This window comes from Bradyrhizobium sp. SZCCHNR1043, assembly GCF_032489675.1.
Taxonomy (GTDB): Bacteria; Pseudomonadota; Alphaproteobacteria; order Rhizobiales; family Xanthobacteraceae; genus Bradyrhizobium.
This window is the reverse complement of record NZ_JAUEYN010000016.1, coordinates 122260-142987: the sequence shown is the minus strand read 5'-3', so window position 1 is coordinate 142987 and position 20728 is coordinate 122260. Positions and strand designations below refer to the sequence as shown.

The 20728-nt window shown below is 66.3% G+C and carries 16 protein-coding genes; 5 read left to right on the top strand and 11 right to left on the bottom strand.

Annotated elements, in window-relative coordinates; translation table 11 throughout:
* Positions 1 to 3: 3 nt before the first annotated feature.
* The 4 genes from QX039_RS26910 to QX039_RS26895 form a co-directional block, all read right to left on the bottom strand.
* Positions 4 to 507: a CYTH domain-containing protein gene (locus QX039_RS26910; protein WP_315739853.1), complete on the bottom strand. Its 504-nt coding sequence runs from the start codon at positions 505 to 507 to the stop codon at positions 4 to 6.
* A 119-nt stretch (positions 508 to 626) separates the two neighbouring features.
* Positions 627 to 1211 carry a DUF1254 domain-containing protein gene (locus QX039_RS26905; protein ID WP_315739852.1) on the bottom strand — a complete coding sequence of 195 codons (585 nt, stop codon included), beginning with the start codon at positions 1209 to 1211 and terminating at the stop codon, positions 627 to 629.
* Positions 1208 to 1789, bottom strand: coding sequence for a DUF1214 domain-containing protein (locus QX039_RS26900; RefSeq protein WP_315739851.1), 582 nt, complete (start codon positions 1787 to 1789; stop codon positions 1208 to 1210). Before QX039_RS26900 ends, QX039_RS26905 begins: the two co-directional genes overlap by 4 nt.
* A gap of 14 nt (positions 1790 to 1803) precedes the next feature.
* Positions 1804 to 4086, bottom strand: coding sequence for a PBP1A family penicillin-binding protein (locus QX039_RS26895; protein ID WP_315739850.1), 2283 nt, complete (start codon positions 4084 to 4086; stop codon positions 1804 to 1806).
* A gap of 341 nt (positions 4087 to 4427) precedes the next feature.
* Here QX039_RS26895 and QX039_RS26890 point away from each other — a divergent pair, with 341 nt between their 5' ends.
* On the top strand, positions 4428 to 4940 hold the full coding sequence (locus QX039_RS26890) for a YcgN family cysteine cluster protein (RefSeq protein ID WP_315739849.1): 513 nt from the start codon (positions 4428 to 4430) through the stop codon (positions 4938 to 4940).
* 169 nt (positions 4941 to 5109) lie between these two features.
* Positions 5110 to 6693, top strand: coding sequence for an MDR family MFS transporter (locus QX039_RS26885; RefSeq protein WP_315739848.1), 1584 nt, complete (start codon positions 5110 to 5112; stop codon positions 6691 to 6693).
* 190 nt (positions 6694 to 6883) lie between these two features.
* Here the strand turns inward: QX039_RS26885 and QX039_RS26880 are convergent, their stop codons facing one another.
* From QX039_RS26880 to QX039_RS26865, 4 genes are all read right to left on the bottom strand, one after another.
* On the bottom strand, positions 6884 to 8617 hold the full coding sequence (locus tag QX039_RS26880) for a cell envelope biogenesis protein TolA (RefSeq protein WP_315739847.1): 1734 nt from the start codon (positions 8615 to 8617) through the stop codon (positions 6884 to 6886).
* Between the two features lie 12 nt (positions 8618 to 8629).
* Positions 8630 to 10747, bottom strand: a complete 2118-nt coding sequence (locus tag QX039_RS26875) for an OmpA family protein (protein WP_315770452.1) — start codon at positions 10745 to 10747, stop codon at positions 8630 to 8632.
* Positions 10748 to 11005: 258 nt separating this feature from the next.
* Positions 11006 to 12598 (bottom strand): MBL fold metallo-hydrolase, encoded by a 1593-nt coding sequence (locus tag QX039_RS26870; protein WP_315770451.1) that lies wholly within the window; start codon positions 12596 to 12598, stop codon positions 11006 to 11008.
* Between the two features lie 46 nt (positions 12599 to 12644).
* The gene (locus tag QX039_RS26865) at positions 12645 to 14177 is read right to left on the bottom strand and encodes a thymidine phosphorylase family protein (protein WP_315770449.1); all 1533 of its coding nucleotides are present in this window, start codon (positions 14175 to 14177) and stop codon (positions 12645 to 12647) included.
* Positions 14178 to 14559: 382 nt separating this feature from the next.
* Between QX039_RS26865 and QX039_RS26860 the strand changes: the two genes are divergently transcribed.
* Positions 14560 to 14724 carry a Flp family type IVb pilin gene (locus QX039_RS26860; protein WP_315716136.1) on the top strand — a complete coding sequence of 55 codons (165 nt, stop codon included), beginning with the start codon at positions 14560 to 14562 and terminating at the stop codon, positions 14722 to 14724.
* 229 nt (positions 14725 to 14953) lie between these two features.
* Here the strand turns inward: QX039_RS26860 and QX039_RS26855 are convergent, their stop codons facing one another.
* The 3 genes from QX039_RS26855 to QX039_RS26845 form a co-directional block, all read right to left on the bottom strand.
* Complete coding sequence (locus QX039_RS26855; RefSeq protein ID WP_315756474.1) at positions 14954 to 16450, bottom strand: porin; 1497 nt, start codon at positions 16448 to 16450, stop codon at positions 14954 to 14956.
* Between the two features lie 403 nt (positions 16451 to 16853).
* Positions 16854 to 17855 carry a LysR family transcriptional regulator gene (locus tag QX039_RS26850; RefSeq protein ID WP_315770659.1) on the bottom strand — a complete coding sequence of 334 codons (1002 nt, stop codon included), beginning with the start codon at positions 17853 to 17855 and terminating at the stop codon, positions 16854 to 16856.
* 476 nt (positions 17856 to 18331) lie between these two features.
* Positions 18332 to 19306: a Ku protein gene (locus QX039_RS26845; RefSeq protein ID WP_315739842.1), complete on the bottom strand. Its 975-nt coding sequence runs from the start codon at positions 19304 to 19306 to the stop codon at positions 18332 to 18334.
* Positions 19307 to 19561: 255 nt separating this feature from the next.
* On the opposite strand from QX039_RS26845, the gene QX039_RS26840 reads away from it, so the two are divergent.
* Positions 19562 to 19714 (top strand): hypothetical protein, encoded by a 153-nt coding sequence (locus QX039_RS26840; RefSeq protein ID WP_315739841.1) that lies wholly within the window; start codon positions 19562 to 19564, stop codon positions 19712 to 19714.
* A gap of 291 nt (positions 19715 to 20005) precedes the next feature.
* A complete protein-coding gene (locus tag QX039_RS26835) occupies positions 20006 to 20680 on the top strand; it encodes a response regulator transcription factor (protein WP_006614547.1) in 675 nt (224 codons plus the stop codon).
* The last annotated feature ends 48 nt before the right edge of the window (positions 20681 to 20728 follow it).

Below are 20728 nucleotides of genomic sequence, written 5' to 3'. Positions count from 1 at the left end.
GCATCACAGCCCTGCAAGGCGCGCGCGCCGCAGCTCCCGGACCTTCGCGGCGCGCGAGCGCTCCGTCAGCATGTTGGCCTTGCTGTAGCGCGGGTCGCCGGTGACCTCGTCGCCGACCCAGTCGGGAAGGGGCACGACGGTCGTTTCGGTCGGCAGCTCGATCTCGGCGATCACGACGCCCTCGAGCGCGTCGTGGTAGACGTCGACCTCCCAGACGCCGCTTTCCGCGGGCACGTAGTGACGCGTCTTTTCGAGGATGCGCCCATTGCAATGCGCGAACAGCACCGCGGCGTGGTCCGCGGGGATGTCGTATTCGAATTCATCTCGGGTCAGGCCGCGGCGGCCGCTCTTCACGCACAGCGTCGTCCGGTTGCCATAGCAGCGAACGCGGACCTTGAGGCCGTCCTGACGTGCGACGAGGCCGTCGCGAAGGCGTTCACTGTGCGTCGCCTGATCCCGCCAAGCGTCGGACTTGACGAGAAACTTCCGTTCGATTTCGAGAGCCATGACCTGATGTTGAGCGAAGCGCCGCCGTCCTGATCCATCATAGCAGCGGCGCGCGACAACGACTATGCCACCAAGGGTGAAGAGAGTGTTGTCGAATTCATCCAGGACGTCGTATTGACTTATCGTTTGCCGCGCGGCTTCTCGGCCTTGGCCGGTGCCTCGGTCTGTACGCCGCAGCTTGCCGCTGCAAGGGAGGCCTGCGCCTGCGGCATGAGACCCGGCTCGGCGGCAAGGGCCTTCAGCACGATCAACCCGGTCGTCGTCGGCGAATCGATGATCAGCCGGTCGGCGGCCGTGATCTCCTCGTCCTCGGGCAGGTCTTCATGCTGCGCCTCGGTCATCAGGTTGAGCTCGATCACGCGCTTGCCGGCGGAGCGATCGTTGATGGCGTAGTAGGCGATCTCGTTGCGCGTATAAAACGACACCGACGTATAGGCCTGGCTCACCGGAACCGTGAGCTTCAGTGGTCCGTCGGACAGATCGTAGCGGCAGATCGCCATGGCGAAAGCCGGGTCCATGAACGGCATCGGCGAATTGCCGGGATCGGCGAGCGGCAAGGGCGTCACGGCGTTCAGCTTGGTCATCGGCGTCAGCCGGGAATAGGCGTCCTGGGTCGAGATCCGAGGCAACGCCAGCACGCTGACGAGATGCACCACGCCGCCGAGCAGCACGCCTACGACGACCGTGAACAGCAGCCGGATCATGATGGGCAGCCCACTGTCGTGATCGACGGCATCGGCGCGTCGCGCTGCGTGCGGGTTGCGACACCGACCGGCGTGTCGTAGAGCCGCAGCATCAGCGCGTAGCGCTCGATGCCGCCGGTCGGCAGCCAGTTGCCGGAGCGCGAGCGCGCGGCGACGCGAATCTCGAAGGAGCCATCGGCACCTCGCACCAGCTCCTGGCTGGTGAAGCCGTAGCGCTGCAGCGTGTTGGCGACGAGGTGGCCCTTGCGGTCGTAGAGCGTGAGCGTCCAGAAGCGGGCGGGTGGCGTGACGCCGCTGACGAGGATGTCGCAGCGCCCGTCGAGCGGCTTCCTCTTGTCGTCTCTGGTGGCGGTGAAGGCCACGCCGTCGCCGGTGCCGATCGGCAATTCGCCATTGCGGGTGATGGTCGCGCGCGCATAGGGGTCGACATCGGCCGTGCCGGTTTTCGGACGCGCTGTCCATGCGCCGATCGTCAGCGTACCGAACTCGGTGCCGCGGGTCGTCGTCATCCAGGTCGCGCCGATGCCGACGCCGGTGGCGATCAGGAGCGTAAGCAGGGTGATGAAGAGCAGCCGCACGGGGATCGCTGACGTCAGTTCTTGCGCAGGGCAGGGGTGGTCACGCCGTCGGCCGTTGCCGCGGCGTAGTTCTCAGGGAAGGCCAGCGCGCTCGATGAGACCGGCTTGCCGGGCTTGCGCGGATCGGCAGGCGCGGCCTTCTCGGCGAGGCGCGCCGCATCGTCGAGCATCTTCTCGACCTGGACCAGGACGTCGGCGCCGCGACGGGTCAGGACCGGCGGTGGGCCGGGCTTGATCTCCAGCGTTTTCGGCTGGCCGGCCTGCGCCATCGCGGCGGACGCGGGCTGCGGTGGCAGCTTCTCGCCCATGCCGACTCCGGGCAGCTCCTTGACCTCGATGCCCTGATGCGCGGCGACCATGATGTCGTGCCACGTCTGTGCCGGCAGCGAGCCGCCGGTCATACGGTTGGTCGGCGAATAGTCGTCATTGCCGTACCAGACCGCGCAGGTGAAGTTGCCGGTGTAGCCGACGAACCAGGCGTCCCGATAGGCATTGGTGGTGCCGGTCTTGCCGGCGGTCGGAATGCCGTCGAGTGCGGCGCGGCGTGCGGTGCCTTCGCTGACGACGTGGCTCATCATGCCCGCCATGTCGGCAGCAACCGAGGCCGGGATCGCCTGCTTCGGCTTCGGGCCGTCGCGGTCCCAGCGCCAGACCAGGTCGCCGCCGCCGGTGCGGACCTCGAGCACGGAATGCGGCGTCACCGCCTTGCCCTTGTTCGGGAAGGTCGCATAGGCGACCGCGTGCTCCAGCACCGTGACCTCGTCGGAGCCGATCGGCATCGACGGCGTGTCGGGCAGCGGCGCCTTGAGGCCGAAGCGCCGGGCGACCTCGATGATCTTGGCGCGGCCGGCCTTTGGTCCCTCCCTGCCGCCAAGCGCGATCGACAGCTTCACAGGCACGACGTTGATCGAGCGCGTGATCGCCTGCGTCAGCGTGACCGAGCCGGAATAGGAATGGCCATAATTCTGCGGGCACCAATTGCCGATGCAGACCGGACCGTCGACCACGATCGACGTTGGCTTGAAGCCGTTCAGCAGTGCGGTGGTGTAGACATAGGGCTTGAAAGATGACCCCGGCTGCCGGTAGGCGTCGACGGCGCGGTTGAACTGGCTGGCGCCGTAGTCGCGGCCGCCGACCATGGCGCGGATGCCGCCGTCGAGGTCGGAGACGACAGTCGCCGCCTGGGTCGCATGATAGTCGCGGCCAAACTGGCGCAGCTGGTTCTCGATCGCCTCGTCGGCCGCATGCTGCACGGTCATGTCGATCGAGGTCCGCACCACGAAGACGCGCTCGGTGTAGGACTTCGGGAACGTGTCGACCAGCTTGCGCATCTCGTCGAAGGCGTAGTCGAGGAAGTAGTTCGGCGAGCTCTCATCGCGGCGGTCGACCGCGAAGGCCGGGTTGCGGCGGGCGCCGAACACCTGGCCTTCGGTCATGAAGCCGGCGTCGACCAGATTGTCGAGCACGACGTTGGCGCGGGCGCGGGCGGCGGGCAGGTTGATGTGGGGGGCGAACTTGGTCGGCGCCTTGAACAGGCCGGCCAGCATCGCGGCTTCGGCGAGGTTGATGTCGCGCACCGACTTGTTGAAATAGAAGTGTGCCGCGCCGTCGACGCCGAAGGTGCCGCCGCCCATATAGGCGCGGTCGAGATAGAGCTTGAGGATCTCGTTCTTGGTCAGCCGGGTTTCCAGCCAGATCGCCAGGAACGCCTCGTTGACCTTGCGCTCGATGGTGCGCTCGTTGGACAGGAACAGGTTCTTGGCGAGCTGCTGGCTGATCGAGGAGCCGCCCTGGCGGACGCCGCCGGCCTGGGCGTTGGTGACGAGGGCGCGCGCCGTGCCGGCGATGTCGATGCCGAAATGATCGTAGAAGCGGCGGTCCTCGGTGGCGAGCGTCGCCTTGATCAGATTGTCCGGAAAGTCCTCCAGCGGGATCGAGTCGTTGTGCTTGATGCCGCGGCTGCCGATCGGGTTGCCGTAGCGGTCGAGGAAGGTGACGGCGAGGTCGGACTTCTTCAGCCAGTCCTCATCGGCGGTTTCCCGGAAGGCGGGGATCGCGAGCGCCAGCATCAGCACCAGGCCGCCGAGCCCGATCGTTGCGGCCTCCGAGAACGGCTCGACGAACACCCAGCGCTTCCAGCCGCCGACATAGAAGCGGTCCATGAACGCCGAATAGCGCTCATACAGCTCGCGGGTGCCGCGCAGGGAGGAGAACAGCGCCGAATCGAAGCGGGCGTCGAGATCCAGGCGGAAATTGTTGATCCGCTTCTTCCAATCGTCTGGAATGATCTGCCGCACGGGAACCCTGGTCGTTTCGAAAGCGTGTCAGCTGGCTTCGAAAGCACTCAGCAAGTGGGGCTGGGGGCCATCGAAGGGTCTTGCGCGATTGTTGCGGCAAACCCATGGCACTGCACAGTCAGCCGCCCGAACCCGAGCACCTGACCCCAAGCCGCGTTGCCGGCGCCGCGCCGGAGTGACTCAACCATCTATCTAGCCGAGCGGAGGTCACAAACCAATGGTTCCGCTCACAATTTGATGCACAAAGCTAACGTGCCGCCGTAATCGGCAAAGCCCCTTGCGCGGCTCGGGGCCGGGCACCTAGATGGCGGCCACGCCACGCCCTCCTTGAGAATCGCCCGATGACCGCACCGCTCAAACGTCCCTCGGGCCAGGAGGGAATGTTCTGGAAAACCAAGATCTTGGAAGAGATGTCCGAGGCAGAATGGGAAAGCCTCTGCGATGGCTGCGGGCGCTGCTGCCTGGAGAAGCTCGAAGACGAGGATACCGGCGACATCTACTTCACCCACATCTCGTGCAAGCTCTTGGATGCCGGGCTATGTGCCTGCAAGGACTACCCGAATCGTTCCGAACAAGTGTCGGATTGCGTTCGCCTGACGCCTGAGAACGTCCGCACCCTGACGTGGCTGCCGCCGAGCTGCGGCTACCGACTCGTGGCCGAGGGGCGCGATCTCTACTGGTGGCATCCCTTGATCTCGGGCGATCCTCAGACGGTGCATGAAGCCGGCGTCTCGGTGCGCGGCCGGGTCGAAGGGACCGAGGACGACGTTCCGGACGACCAGCTCGAGGATCACATCGTGCAATGGCCGGTGCTGCTGCCGAAGCGGGCCAAGCTGAAGCGACGGCCGAAATAGGCTCGATCACCTCGCGTTCGCAGCAAATCACGATGATGCGACCGTTCTCGTGCTGTCGGGATGCACCCATGCGCCCGGCCGGCTGCCGCGGGGGAAATTTATGCCTTAAGTAGTTCGCCAGTCAGCGAATCCGCGCGGCGTTGGTCGCGCCCGGCATAGCATTCATCCCATGAACAAGTTCGATCGGCAGAGCCATTGTCCTGCCGCGTCCCCATCCCTGCCCGAAGAGATCGCCGCCGAGCTGCCGGCCATTCCGCCGCAGGTGCAGGCGATCGAGGATGCGCCGCCGCTCGCGCCGCCCGTGCCGCTGACCCAGGCCGAGGTGCGGACCATCCTGATGAGCCTGCTGCTGACGATGTTCCTGGCCGCGCTCGACCAGACCATCGTGGCGACCGCGCTGCCGACCATCGGCCGCGAGTTCCAGGACGTCGCCAATCTCTCCTGGGTGATCACCGCCTACCTGCTGGCATCGACCGCGGTGGCGCCGGTGTTCGGCACGCTCTGCGACATCTATGGCCGCCGCTCGATGATCATCACCGCGCTCAGCCTGTTCGTGGTCGGCTCGGTCGTCTGCGCGCTGGCGCCGAACATGCCGGTGCTGATCCTTGCCCGCGGCCTGCAGGGGCTGGGTGGCGGCGGCATCATGCCGGTGGTCCAGACCGTGATCTCCGACGTCGTCAGCCCGCGCGAGCGCGGCCAGTACCAGGCCTATTTCAGCGGCGTCTGGCTGTTGGCCGGCCTGCTCGGGCCGGTGATCGGCGGATTCTTCGCCGACCATCTGCACTGGTCGATGATCTTCTGGATCAACGTCCCGCTCGCGATCGCCGCTCTCGCCTTGCTGCTGCCCAAGATGGGCCGGCTGCCGGTCTATCACCGGCTGCGCAAGGTCGACTGGGCCGGCGGCCTGCTGCTGATGGCCTCGGCCGTCGTGTTCATGCTGGTGCTGACCTGGGGCGGCCACAAGCTGGCCTGGCTGTCGCCGACCCTGCTGGCGATGATCGGCAGCGCGGTAGCGCTGGGCTTGGCCTTCGTCTGGCACGCCAAGCGGGCCGATGAGCCGTTCCTGCCGCTGTCGCTGATGGGCGGCACGGTGGTGCCCTACGGCATGCTGGCAAGCGGCTGCGCACTCGGCGCGCTGATCGGGCTCACGGTCCATCTGCCGCTCTATTACGAGCTGGTCTATCATTTGACGCCGAGCGAGGCCGGCCTCGGCCTGATTCCGATCGCGGCGATCTCGACCTTCGGCGCCGCGATTGCTGGCCGCACCATGGCCCGGGTCAGGCACTACAAGCGCGTGGCCATCGTGGGCACGATCATCGGCACCATCGCCGCCGCGGTCATGACGGTGACGACGCCCTCGCTCTGGGTGCTGATGGCGCTGCTGTCGATCTACGGCATCGGGCTCGGAACAGCGTTCCCGATCTCAGTGGTGTCGTTGCAGAACGCGGTGGACCGCTCCCAGATCGGCACCATCACCGGCGCGATGAACTTCTTCCGCTCGATGATGTCCTCGTTCACGGTTGCGGCCTTCAGCGCCATCCTGCTGATGGCGCTGGGCGCCGACATTTCGCTGGCAGAGGGCGCCCATGGCGCGGTCAGCGGCGTCGCGGAAGCCGACATGATCCATGCCTTCCGCTTCGTCTATGCCGCGGCCACCGCGATGCTGGCCTGCGCCTCGGTCTGCATGATGCTGATGGAGGAGCGGCCGCTGGCCGGCCCGTCGCGCGCCGAGCCGGTGGAGATGGCGGAATAGGAAAGACAGGTAGGGTGGGCAAAGGCGCCCGGCACAGCCGTTGTTCCAAGGCACCCTGTCGCGCGCGCCGTGCCCACCGTCGTCAAGCACAGCCCGCGGCGAGATGGTGGGCACGGCGCCACCACGATGGGACGTGAGGAGAGAGCACAGCAGCGCCTTTGCCCACCCTACGGTTCGTCAGTTGGGGCCGCTACTCGCGCGGCTGAGGGATCTCGATGTTGTCCTGCCCGCGCGAGCCGTCGTCGAGCGATGACGTCACCAGACCAGCCTCGACGCGTTTCGCAAATTCGGTCGATCGGCCGTTCGCCAGCTCCCTGGCTTGGCTGATCCATCGCTCGCGCTCGATCCGTCCTGCGAACGCCAGATACGAGCCGACCCATTTGGCGTGCTCGGCGGTCCAGGCTGCGATCTGCTCGAAATGCCAGATGCCGAGGCCGTGCAGCCGGGCCTCGTTCTGCTTGCCGATGCCCTTGATGAGCTTGAGATCGTCGGCTTGCCCGCCGCGCGGCGCCGCCAGTCCGAGCGGGCGGGCGCCGCCATGGGTGTCCTCGTTCTCGACGGGCGGCATCAGCGCCGGCAGGTGGGCCAGGAGGTAGCTGGCCTCGTCCTCGCTCAGCGGCGCGTCGGCCTGATCATCGATCGTGATCGCGCCGGACTTCACCGCAGTCGAATGCGCGGTGTCGAGGCCCGCGGCGAGCAGCTTGGCCTGCGCGATCCAATGCTCGCGCTCGATCCGGCCGGGGAAGGCCATGTGATGGCCGACCCAGCTCGCATGGTCAGGCGACCACGCCGCGATCTGGCTGAAATGGTGGATGCCGATGTCGTTGAGGACGCGCTCGTTCTTGGGTCCGATGCCCTTGATCAGCTTGAGATCATCGGCGGCACCGTTGGGCGCAGGCAGGGCCGGCGGCCTGCCGTCGGCCGAGGCCGGGATCTCCGGCGCCGATGATGCGGCAACCTCGGCTGCAAGCCGTTCCGCCTCGGCGTCTGCGGCGAGGTCATCGGCTTCCGCCCTTGCGGCCGCTTCGGCGGCCAGGCGATCGGCCTCGGCCTTGGCGGTCGCTTCGGCCACGAGACGCTGAGCTTCCGCCTCGGCTTTCGCAACGGCCTCCGCCGCAAGACGGTCCGCTTCGGCTTTCGCCGCTGCTTCGGCGGCCAAGCGTTCAGCTTCGGCCTTTTCGGCCGCTTCTGCCGCAACACGATCGGCCTCTGCTTTCGCGGCTGCTTCCGCAGCGAGGCGGTCGGCCTCGGCTTTCGCGGCGGTCTCCGCAGCAAGGCGCTGGGACTCGGCGTTCGCCGCCGCCTCGGCAGCGAGACGTTCGGCTTCGGCCTTCGCTGCGGCTTCAGCCGCCAGACGATCAGCTTCGGCCCTTGCCGTGGCTTCCGCGGCGAGCCGCTCAGCCTCGGCCTTTGCGGCCGTTTCGGCGGCTAGACGCTCGGCCTCCGCCCTTGCAGCGGCTTCGGCCGCAACACGTTCGGCTTCAGCTTTCGCGGCGGCTTCAGTGGCGAGGCGATCGGCCTCGACGCTGGCTGCGGCTTGCGCAGCCGGGGATGGGCTGTCCGCCCAAGGACTGGCCGCCGCCGTTGCGCCGGCGAACGCGACGCTGTGTCCAGGACCGCCCGGCGACATCGCACTGGTGTCACCCAGCCCGACATAGTCCTTGAGCTGTCCGCCGATCAGGCAGCCGAGCACATAGGCGCCGACCATCAGCAGGCCGACCTCGAGCCACAGGCCGGCACGTCCGGGCAGCACGCTCAGCAGCGCCATCACGATCCCGATGACGAGGGCGAGCGTCGCCGGCAGCAGCCAGCTTCTCAGCCAATCCGGCCGCGGCGCGTCCGACCAGGTGCGCCAGCCGACAAAGCCGCCGATGCCGACGGCGAAGATGATCCAGAACGGAAATGTCGCAAGGTCGTACATCATGATGTCAGCGCCTCACTTGACGACGAATTCGATGCGGCGGTTCTGCGCGCGGCCTTCGGCCGTGTCGTTGGAGACGACCGGCTTGGTCTGGCCGTAGCCCTCCGAGGTCATGCGCGAGGTGTCGATGCCGGCGTCGCCGATGTAGCCGACCACCGCCGCCGCCCGGCGCTTGGAGAGGTCCATGTTGTCAGCTTCGTCGCCGACATTGTCGGTGTGGCCTTCGATCGCGATCTCGGCATCCTTGCAGCGCTGCGCAACCTCGATCAGGTGATCGAGCAGCGCCAGCGAGGCGCGGCTCAGCTCGGCGCTGCCGGTGCTGAAGCGGATGCGGCCCTTGGCGAGCAGCCCGTTGAACGCCGGCTGGCACTCCGCGACCGCGAGTGGCGGGCTTTCCGGCTTGACGCCGATCTTGACGTCGTCGAGCTTGAAGCCGCTGCCGACCGCCTCGGCGAGCTCCTTGCGGACCTGCGCGGCCGACTTGTCGTAGATGGCAAGCCCGTCGACCGTGATCGCCGCGTCCTTCGCCGTCAGCGCGCCGGACCACAGCCGCGCCAGCGCCGGGAACGTCGCCTTCAGCGACTGCACGTAATCCTTTGGCGCACCGTCGCCGATCTTCAGACCGTCCTCGACCGTCTCGGTGATGAAGGTCGACGTGGCGGCGTCGACGAGATCGCGGCGGGCGGCGTCATCAGGCACGTAGCCGCTCAGCATGACACGGCCGTCCTGCTTCTGTAGTCCGAACGCGTAAGGCGAGACCGGGCCGTCGCGGACGTCGATGGACGCGAGCGCGAACGGCGCGGGCAGGGCGCCGGCCAGTTGCTCGCGCACGGCTGCGCCGGTGACGTTGGCGAGTCCGACGCCCCTGAGCGAGACCTGGGTGTCGTTGATCTCGGCGCGCCCCTGCGACAGCCTGGCGAGCTGCTGCAGCAGGCGCGCGCTCGCTTTGGCAAGGTCGCCATCCGGAGCGCCGCGGGCGATGCCGATCTGGCTCTTGATCGGCTTGCCGTCGAACTGTCCGCTGGCGGAGCCGAGCATCGCATCGCGGGCCGCTCCGCTCGGCGCGAGACCTGTGAGGCTCAAGCCGGTGCCGTCGAACTCCGCCGACCAGCGATAGGGCTTGATCTCCGGCGGCAGAATGTCGGCCTTCGTCAAGGTCAGCCCGGTCGGCAGCTTGCCGACACCGGCCATCGTTTCGTCATAGGCGGCGGTCGAGGGCGCCTCGCCCGAAATCGTGTAGGTGGCGTCGGAGATGACGACGCGGCCCGTGCTCAGCCTGGTGAGCTCCGTCAGCGCATAGGACGTGTAGGCACCAAAATCGCCAGCAGGCGCGCCACGCGCGATCTGCATGTGATGCATCACCGACGCGCCGGGCCAGGCCTTGATCGCGGCGGCCTCGAGCGCGCGCCTGATGTCGTCATTCGGAACGACGCCGGACATCACCAGCGTGTTGCCCTCGCGAACCGCGCTCCAGATGAACGGCTTTGCCTCCGGCGGCAGGATCGCGACCTTGTCGAGCACGGCGCCGCCCGGCAACTGCCGCGTCGCGGCGATGGCGGCCTCATAGGCGTCCGACGATGCGGCGGCACCTGCGATCGAATAGGCCTTGTCCGCGAGCGCGAACGTGCCGCCGTTGAGCTTGGCGGCCTGGATCGATCCGTGGCTCGCGATGGCCGCGAAGTCGGCCGGAGCTCCCAGCGCATAGCCGAGGCGATCGACCACCTCACCGCCGGACGAACGGACGGCATTGAGCACGGCATTCCGAACGGCGGGCGTCGGCACCGCGCCTTCGAGCACGAGCTGGCCGCCGTTTCGCGTGGCGCGGAAGGCATACGGCTTCGGTGTCGGCAGCTTGTCGTAGGTGCCGTCGACGAGCCGAACGCCGTTGACCGACGCGGCGTCCTCCAGTTTCGTCGACTGATCGGGACTGAACTCCGGCCCTTCGATGCGAACGTCACGCCCCGCGACAGAGACCTTGAGAGCCGCGGCTGTGTCGGGGACGGCGGCGGCAACGGCGGCACGTGCCCGCGGTGCGATATCGTCCTCGACCCCCGCCGTCTTGAAGCTCATGGCCGCGAGCCACAGCACGGCAACAGCGATCAGTCCCGCCCACCATTTCGATGGTTGATGCATGTGAGAGCCCCTCGTTTCCCCACCTGCGCCCGGTTCACCCGGATCGTTCCGTTGTCATGAACCACGTGTCGAGCCTATCAGAACAGCTCTCGGAGACCAGCCGTCGGCACGTTGTGTGTTTCAATATGCACAAGCTGCGAGAGCGTCGCCGTCTGCGAGCTTCGCACCGCACCCGATCGTCCTCAAGGTGCGATCAAAGTGTGACCGTTCGACGACGAACATCGCAGGCGCGCAGCCTTCGCGGCTACGCCGCTCGCATCACTCCTCCAGCGCCCGGCGCAGGCGGCGGATGATGACGCCGCGGGCGCGATCGTCGGCGGCCTGCTCGATCCGCTCGTGGACGTCGAGCAGCAGACCCGACATGTCGTTGTGCCAGTCCAGCCGGGTGACCGCCTCCGGCGCCAGCCGCCGTCGGCGCGCGACGTCGAGCGGCGTCGGCACTGCGCTCGTCAGCTCATAGACGTCGTCGAGCAGGGGCGAGAACACTTTCGCCGCCGGCACGATCCGCTCGGCGACGCGCGTCGCCAGCGCCGCGATCGCAGCGTCCTCGCCGTGGGACAGGAAGAGGCCGCGCGCGATCGGGCGGCGGGCCGCGATCCAGCGCGCGATCTCGGCGCCGTCGGCGTGGCCGGAATAGTCGTCGATCATGCGGATGCGCGCCGCGACCTTGATCTCCTCGCCCTGGATGCGCACCGCCTTGACGCCGTCCTGCAGGAAGCGCCCAAGCGTGCCGTTGGCCTGGTAGCCGACCAGCAGCACGGTGGCGCGGCTGTTCCACAGCCAGCGCTTGAGATGATGGCGGATACGACCGGCATCGCACATGCCGCTGGCGGCGATGATGATGTGGAAGCCGGTCAGCTTGGCGATCGCCTTGCTTTCATCGACGGTCTCGGTGAAGCGCAGATGCGACGACGACAACAGACGGCCGACATCGCTGCCGCCGTCGAGGCTCTCGGTGTGCGCGCGAAACACCTCGGTGGCGTGGATCGCCAGCGGCGAATCCAGGAACATCGGCGCGGCCGGAATCTCGCCACGCTCCATCAGGCCGACCAGATCGACGATCAGCTCCTGCGTCCGTTCCACCGCGAAGGCAGGGATCAATAGCGCGCCCTGGGCCGCCGCCGCGTCGCGCACCTCGCCGGCCAGACGGCCGCGGCGCAGCTCCGGCGTGGTCGGCTCACGGATGCGGTCGCCATAGGTCGCCTCCGAGATCACGTAGTCGAAGCCCTCGGGCGCTTTCGGGTCCGGCTGCAGCAGCTTGGCGTCGGGCCCGACATCGCCGGAGGCGAGCAGCCGCAGCGGCGCGCCGTCGGCGCCTTGTCCTGCGAATTCGATCTCGATCGAGGCCGAGCCCAGCAGATGCCCGGCATTCCAGTAGCGGGCGCGGACGCCGGGAATGATATCGGTCCAGGTCTCGTAGGGGACGGCTTGGAAGTATTGCAGCGCGGCGATGGCGTCGTCCTGGGTGTAGATCGGGCTGACCTCGCCGCGGCCGCGCGCGGTGTTGCGGCGGTTCAGCGCCAGCACCTCCTGCTCCTGGATGTTGCCGGCATCGGGCAGCATCCAGGAGCAGAGATCGATGGTGCCGCGCGTCGCGAAGATCTTGCCGTCGAAGCCCATGCGCACCAGTTTCGGCAGCAGGCCGCTATGGTCGATATGCGCATGCGTCAGCAGCACTGCGTCGATATCGGCGGGACGGAATGGGAAGTCGCCGTAATTGAGCTCCTTCAGCGTCTTCTGACCCTGGAACAGGCCGCAGTCGATCAGCATCTGTCCGTTGTCGGTCCGGACCAGATAGCAGGACCCGGTGACGGTGTGCGCGGCACCGCAGAATCGAACGGTCACACTCATGCGGCGGTCTCCCGAGGACGATGGATCGATGCTCGACGACGGTTCATCACGAATGACCGTTCGCGCCGTCGGCGAAGCTATAGCCGTGGTTGGCGGCGGCTGCGGCTGCGGCCAGATCATGCTCCGACGGATCGCAGGTGAACACGCGATAGAGTGGCTCACCCCGGTCGACACGATCGCCGATCTTCCTGAACAGCATGATCCCGGAGCCCTTGTTCACGGGCGCGCCGGCGGTGCGCGCCAGGCGATTGAGCCGCAGGCAATCGATCGCGGACACGATACCGTCGTGTTCGGCCTTGACGTCGAAGGCGAGATCGCCGAGCTCGCTGCGGCATTCCGGTGGGCCCTGCGCATCGATGATCTTCAGCATCTGCTTGAGCGCCGCGCCGCTGTCGAGCAGCTCGCGCGCCCTGTTATAGCCGGCGCCGCCGCGCAGCTTCGGATCATATTCGAGCAGATGCGCCGCCAGCCGCAGCGATTTCTCGCGCAGGTCAGCCGGGGCCGACGGCTCGTTGCCCAGCACCGCCATCACGTCGCGCGCCTCCAGCACCGGCCCGATGCCGTTGCCGATCGGCTGGCGGCCGTCGGTGGTGATCACCTCGACCTTGAGACCGAACCTGTCGCCGACGAACTCGAACAGCTTGCGCAGGCGCATCGCCTCCGCGCCGCTGGTCAGCTTGGCGGTCGGGCCGACCGGCAGGTCGAGCAGCAGATGCGTCGAGCCGGCAGCGAGCTTCTTCGACATGATCGAGGCGACCATCTGCTCGCGGGTATCGAGGCTGAGCGGGCGCTCGACCGAGATCAGGATGTCATCGGCAGGCGACAGGTTGACGTGGCCGCCCCAGATCACGCAGCCATTGCAGGCGGCGACGATCGATTTCATCTCCTCCGCGCCGACATTGACCCGCGCCAACACCTCCATCGTGTCGGCGGTGCCGGCCGGCGAGGTGATCGCACGCGAGGAGGTCTTCGGGATGGTCAGGCCGTGGGCGGCGACGATCGGCACCACCACCATCGAGGTGCGGTTGCCGGGGATGCCGCCGATGCAATGCTTGTCGACCACGACCGGGTCCGGCCATTTGAGCTGAGTGCCTGCATTGGCCATGGCGCGCGTCAGCGCCAGCAGCTCACCCGAGGTCATGAAGCTGGCCGACCCGATCAGGAAGGCTGCGATCTCCATGTCCGAATAGCGGTAGTGGGTGAGGTCCTCGATCACGGCAACGATCGCCTGGTCGCTCAAGGTCTCGCCCCGGATCTTGGCCCGGACCGCCTCCATGCTGTCGGGCGGCGTCGCGGGCGACACGGTCGCGAGCGTGCCGGCCGGCTCGGCAAAGCGCCGCAGCGCCGGCTCCGACAGGCCGATCTCGTCGGGCCCGATCAGTGCGTCGTCGTCGGTGATCAGGAGTGTGGCCAGCAGCGTCCGCGAGTTGCAGCGCAGCTCGACGCGGCTGAAGCCGCGGAAGACCTCGGGCCGCAGCGCCTTCGAGCGGCGGGAGATCACGACAACGTTCTCGCGGCCGGTGTCGAGCGCGACGCTGCGGATCTTGAGCTGGGGGCGGGCGGAATCTGTTGTGCTCATGGCGACCAGGATAACCTTTAAGGCGGTCCACGCCATCGCCGTTGACCCAGATCATGACGTGGCATCCGGCGGATAAGCCGAATTTTTTCTGAATGTGTCGGACGAGGATTCAGCGGCTCGGCTCTACCGCCAACCGGCCGGGGGCCGCGGACTGAGAATAAAGCGAAGCAAGTTCAGTTGCTTGCACTCCGGTTCGGATCTCGGACGTCGGGTGAGGGCGGGCCTGCGATGGAATGCCGGCTCCGAATCTGGGCCGCGCAGGTACCTCATCGGGTTAACCGATTGTTCAAGCCGATGACGGAGGGTTTCCGGCGGGGCGTCCATCCCGGCCTCGGCGCGCCCTTCCGGCGCGTCAGATGATCGAGCCCGACCGGAGAGGTAGATGCGGCAGTTGATTGCGAGCTTCCTGAAGAATCAGGCTGGCGCGACCTCGATCGAATACGCCATCATTGCCGGCGGATTGAGCATCGTGATCCTGGCGGCCGTCAATGGCCTGGGCTCGGGACTGAGCAGCAAGTTCACCGCGATCAACACCTCGATCAAGTAGCCCGCCGGTCAAATTGCCGCGCGATCAAGTCGGCGCGTGATCAACTCATTGGCCGAATCAACTCATTGGCCGATCAAGTCACAGGCGTCGTGATTGTGCACGACGCCTGCTGCATTGTGCCCCATCCCATTCTGTTGCATGCGACGCGCCGCCAGTCTCCACGAACGAAGCTTCCGGCGGGGGCATCGCCGGAAGCTCGTCGAGCAGTCAGAGGTTCAACAGCCCAGCTTCAAAAGTTGCGCTGGGCGCGCAGCAGCATGCTCACCGTGTCCTGGTCCTTGAGCTGGTAGATCGCGGCCGGCTTCGCCGTGCTCGTGACGGCCGGAGCAATCGCCGTGCCCGAATATTTCTGGTCGAGGTGGCTGTAGGTCACGTCGGCCGAGAAGGTCAGGCCCTTGACCGGCGTCCATCGGGTGATGAGGCCGATCTGTCCGAGATTGAAGTCGGGGTTGCAGGTCGAGCCCGCCGTCAGCATCGCGGTGGCGGCGATGCCGGCACAGATGAGGCTCGATCCCGTCTGGCCATAGCGCACCTGGGCATAGGCGCCGTACAGCGCCGTATTCCAGCGCGGATCCCAATTGTGGGTGAAGGCGCCGCGCATGCCCCAGGTCTGCACGGTCGACAGGCCCGTGCCGGTGCCGAACACCGCGTCGGCGACGCCGGCGAAGCCGATGCTCTGATAGGCGCCGGCTACGTTGGTGCCGCCATACATCGCGTAGGTCGTGTTGGCGAGGCTCTGGAAGTTGTAGCGGCTCGCGCCGTCGGTGTAGACCGCCTGCAGGTTGACGACGTCGCCCGGACCGGTCGGGATGTTCTTGATCGACAGCGCCAGTTGCGCGGCCCAGCCCCACTTGTCGGAGGGATGACCCGAGGTCTCGGTCGCGCCGTAGTAGGCGGCATGGTTGTCATGCGCGGCGAACGACGCCTGGAAGATGCCCCACGCCTGGTCGACGCGAACCATGCCGATGATGTCGGGAGACACCGTCCCGCCGAAGCTGCTCGAGCCATAATTGCCGCCGAGCACGCCGGCCGCGGTGATGCCCGACGTGTTCCAGATGTTGGTGGTGAAGAACTGCGTCTGGTCTTCCAGCGAGACCGCGGCGGTGATGCCCTGGCCGAAATCGGCGGTGTAGGTGAACTGGTTGACGCCGTTGTTGGAGCCGCTGCCGCCGACCAGGCCGTCGAAATTGTTGCCGGGATAGTTGGTCCAGGGCGCGTCGAAGGTCGACACCGCCTTGCCCATCGTGAAGCCGGCGAACTGAATGAAGGCGTAGTAGACGCCGACGATGCCGCCCGAGATGGCATCGCCGGTGTAGGAGGTGGCGCCGGCGCCCGCGCCGCCATAGGAGCCCGAAGTCCAGTTCAGCACGGTCTCGAAGTAGGTGCGCACCACGCCATATTCGGTCGCGGTGCGCGTATCGATGTTCAGATCCTGGCGCGAACGGGTCTGATAGCGGTTGCTCAGGCGGTTGTCTGCGCCGGCCTGGCCTGAATAGGCGCCACCGTAATTGCTGTTGGTCCACAGCGCGGTCTCGGCGCGCAGATAGCCGCCGAGCTTGATGCAGGTGTCGGTGCCGGGAATGTAGTAGAAGCCGGTGCCGTACAGCGAGCACACCTTCACATATTCGACGGCCTTGGCCTTCAGCGGAAGATCCGCGGCCTGCGCCGCCGCGGCGGACAGTATCACTGCTCCCGTTCCGAGTAGCAGGCCCCTCAACGTCTTCATTTCCGTTTCTCCGGTTGACGGCGATGCACACGGCCCCCCGCGTGTCGCCTCTGGCTTCGCCAGATTGCGGCTCTCACACATTTGATTCCGGCGACGGCTTGATCGGCGCGACTGGCGGAATGGTTGAATGCAGTGTGCATGAGCCAATTTCGATTTGATGAATGTGCTCTGCTTGTTCGAGGCACACTCGATCGTCGTTAACACGCTGCTCGCACGCACCAGCGTCGACGCAGTCACGCCGCGGTTTTGGCCTCGCTGTGTCGATTTGTTAATGGTGACAATGGTGAATAGGTTAGGTGGGAATCCCGAACAATCCCGCTGCACATCGCAGACTGCGCGCATCATGGCGTTTCGCAGCGTCGCTGCCGACGCGCGAATGATCTCTCCGGCCTCGCACGTGATCTTAGCGGCGGTTGGGCTCGACGTGCATCGACGTTCGATGGGACGTCGCTGCTACCAACCCGTGTGCGCCGTAATCCGCCGCGCGCGACATCGCGTCCAGGGTGACGCCGCTGCGCCAGCGCTTGACGAAGTCGAGAAAGACCTGCAGCGGCATCGGCGGTTGCCGGCGGCTCGGATGGTACAGGAACAGTCCGGGCGTCGCGTAGCGCCAGCCGGGCAGCAGCCGCATTAGCCGTCCTTCGGCCAGATGCGGCTCGATCATCGGCTCGACGAGATAAGCGACGCCGATGCCGTCGAGTGCGGCATTCAGCGCGAGATCGAAGTCGTTGACGATGAGGGAGCCGTCCACAGCAATCTCGGTGCGCTCGCCGCCCTTTTCGAAGATCCAGGGCTGCAGCGTATCGTCGGCAGGGACCCGATGCCGGATGCAATTATGGGCCTGGAGATCCTCGGGAACGGCCGGCGCGGGATGCGCCGCGAGATAGCCGGGGGCGGCAACCGCAACGAAGCTGCACTCGTCGAAGACGCGGATGACCTTCATGTCGCGCTCCACCCGGTGTCCGGATCTGATGCCGGCATCAAAGCGATTGCGCACGATGTCACTGTTGGTGTCGTCGACAGCCAGTTCGATATGGATGTCCGGGTATTCGGCCAGGAATGACCTGATCAGGGGGCCGAGCCCCCTTACGGCGAACACGCGGGATACGGTCAGGCGCAGGGTGCCCATCGGCTTGTCGCGGAACGCGTTGATGCTCTCGATGGCCTGGTCGACCCGTTCGAGAATCGGCTGGATCTCCGCCAGCAGGCGCTCGCCGGCCTCCGTGAGGGCCACGCTGCGTGTCGTCCGGTTGAACAGCCTGACGTCCAGCCGCTCCTCGAGGCTCTTGATGGTCTGGCTGATGGTGGGCAAGGAGCAGCCGAGATAAGCGGCGGCCTTGGTGAAGCTCAACGAATCCGCGACGGCTGCGAAAGCGGAGAGCTCGGACAGCTGAACCCGTGCCATCGCTAGGCGTACTGCGCCCGGCGTTGGTCCGCATCGTGCTGAAACATCCATATCCCCCTGATACGCCGCGTCGTGCGGCTGGGACGACTTCGCCAGCGTCGTCCCGACCGACCAGGCACATCGATCTTCCATCAGGAAGCTGTACGCCCGGATCACCATCCCGCGCCGCAGAGCTAGGCGCGACGTGATCATTCCGCAAGCATCGAAGCGATGTCGACACGATCACAAATCCGCGCCTGATCGATGGATCACCGTCGCAGGATCAACTTACCTGACCAAGGCAGATGTTTCCGCCGTGAATGGGACGGCGGCGATCGATGCGGTGTCGTTGGTGGATGACAGACCCGTGGTGTCACGCGCGGTGTGGCGTGCCCGCTGCAACACCTGGAACTCGCGGCAGTCGCGGCCGAGCGACCGTTATGCAGAGGACCCGTACGACGTGCAGAGATCCGGAGGTCGCTCGCCGTATCGAAGCCTCAACTCGCTTTGCGTGAGCGCGCGGTGGTTCGCACGGGCTTCTCCGACTTCTTCGGCTCCTCGGCCTTCTTCGTCTCGTCCTTGGCCTTCTTGCCGCTGATCGGCAGCAGCATCTCGCGCTGGCCTTCGACGCGCTTCTTCGGCTTCTTGGCCTTGGCCTTCGGCGCGGGGGCGGCCGCGGCGGGCGCCTTGTCACCCTCGCTGGCAAGGCTGCGCTTCAGGGCGTCCATCAGGTTGATGACGTTGCCGCTCGACTTCGGCGCGGCCTTGGCGGCGATCGTCACGCCGCTGCGCTTCTTGTTGATGAGCTCGATCAGCGCGGCCTCGTAGTGATCCTCGAAGTTCTCCGGCTGGAAGTCGGCCGATTTCTTCTCGACGATGTGCTTGGCGAGATCCAGCATGTCGCTGGTGATCTTCACATCCTGGATGTCGTCGAAATATTCTTCCTCGTTGCGCACTTCGTAGGGGTAGCGCAGCAGCGTTCCCATCAGGCCCTTGCCGAGCGGCTCCAGCGCGATGATGTGCTCGCGGTTGGTGAGCACGACACGGCCGATCGCGACCTTGTCCATGCTGCGGATGGTCTCGCGAATGACCGCGAAGGCGTCATGGCCGACCTTGCCGTCAGGGACGAGGTAATAGGGGCGGATCAGATAGCGGCTGTCGATGTCGGTGCGCGGCACGAACTCGTCGATCTCGATCGTGTGCGTCGATTCCAGCGCGATGTCCTCGAGCTCGTCCTTGGTGACCTCGATGTAGGTGTCGGTGTCGACCTTGTAGCCCTTGACGATGTCGTCATTGGCGACTTCCTCGCCGGTCTCGGCATCGACCCTGCTGTATTTGATGCGGTGGCCGGTCTTGCGGTTGATCTGGTTGAAGGAGACCTTCTCGGACTCCGACGTCGCCGGATAGAGCGCGACCGGACAGGTCACGAGCGACAGGCGCAGAAAACCCTTCCAATTGGCGCGCGGGGCCATGACCTACTCCACTTAACTCCGAACTAACGGCTTGCTCCGAACCGGGCTGCTGCGGACGTCGTTCTCGCGGCAGCCGCGAGGATAACACCCGAGGCTGCGGATTCAACAAGCTGGCCGGCAGATTCTCGGATCGGCGTTAACCCGTCGCAGGGGGGCGCCGTACCGGAACATCACCTGGCTGCCGACGTTGCCAACGAGAGTGCGTGACAGAGCGCTTTACCGCTCGAACGCGGATAACAGTCAGCTGAGGGCACCATGGCAGCCAGACGACCGACGCAGATCGTCGAGACCCCCACCGAAGCGCGGCAGGGTGAGCCTGGACCGTCCGTCCTGGCGATCCTGGCCATCTCCACCGGACTGGCGCTGCTGGTCCTTGGCCTGGTCTGGTTCGTGTTCTTCCGCACGTGACACGAGGACCGTTCGACCCGCTCCGTTGCGTGGCTGGGGAGGGGACCGGGGGAGCAACGTCCGTCCGCGTCCCCGCAGGTCCGCGTTCGAGCCCCGCCATCGGTGCGGCGGGTCTTCACATGCCCATCCTCCAGAGCTTATATCCGCCCCAATTCTGTCGGCCCTTGCCGGCGGTCCCGATCGAGATGACCAAAAAGTAACTTGGTCGCTCGGGTTCCGTTCATGCACGGTTCACGGCCTTCCGGTTCATCTTGAGGGCGGAAATCGTGCAGTTCAGCTTTGGAGGCAAGCGTGCGTCTGCTCGTTGTCGAGGACGATCCGGATCTCAACCGTCAGCTCACCACGGCCCTGAGCGACGCCGGCTACGTTGTGGACCGTGCGTTCGATGGTGAGGAAGGGCACTATCTGGGAGACAGCGAGCCCTACGACGCTGTCGTGCTGGACATCGGCCTGCCCAAGATGGACGGCATCTCAGTGCTGGAAGCCTGGCGGCGCAATGGCCGGGCGATGCCCGTGCTGATCCTGACCGCGCGCGACCGCTGGAGCGACAAGGTCCAGGGCTTCGACGCCGGTGCCGACGACTATGTCGCCAAGCCGTTCCATCTCGAGGAAGTCCTGGCGCGCATCCGCGCGCTGCTGCGCCGCTCGGCCGGCCATGCCCAGAGCGAGCTGACCTGCGGGCCGGTCACCCTCGACACCCGCACCGGCAAGGTCAGCGTGTCAGGCAACCCCGTCAAGATGACCTCACACGAATACCGCCTGCTGTCCTATCTGATGCATCATTCCGGTCGCGTCGTCTCGCGCAGCGAGCTGGTCGAGCATCTCTACGACCAGGACTTCGACCGCGATTCGAACACGATCGAGGTGTTCGTCGGCCGCATCAGGAAGAAGCTCGACTGCGACGTCATCCAGACCGTGCGCGGCCTCGGCTACCTGCTGACCCCGCCGCCGGCCGCAGGCGCCTGATCCATTTCCGGAGCCAGCCATTCGAGGTGGCCGGGCGCCGGCCGTTTC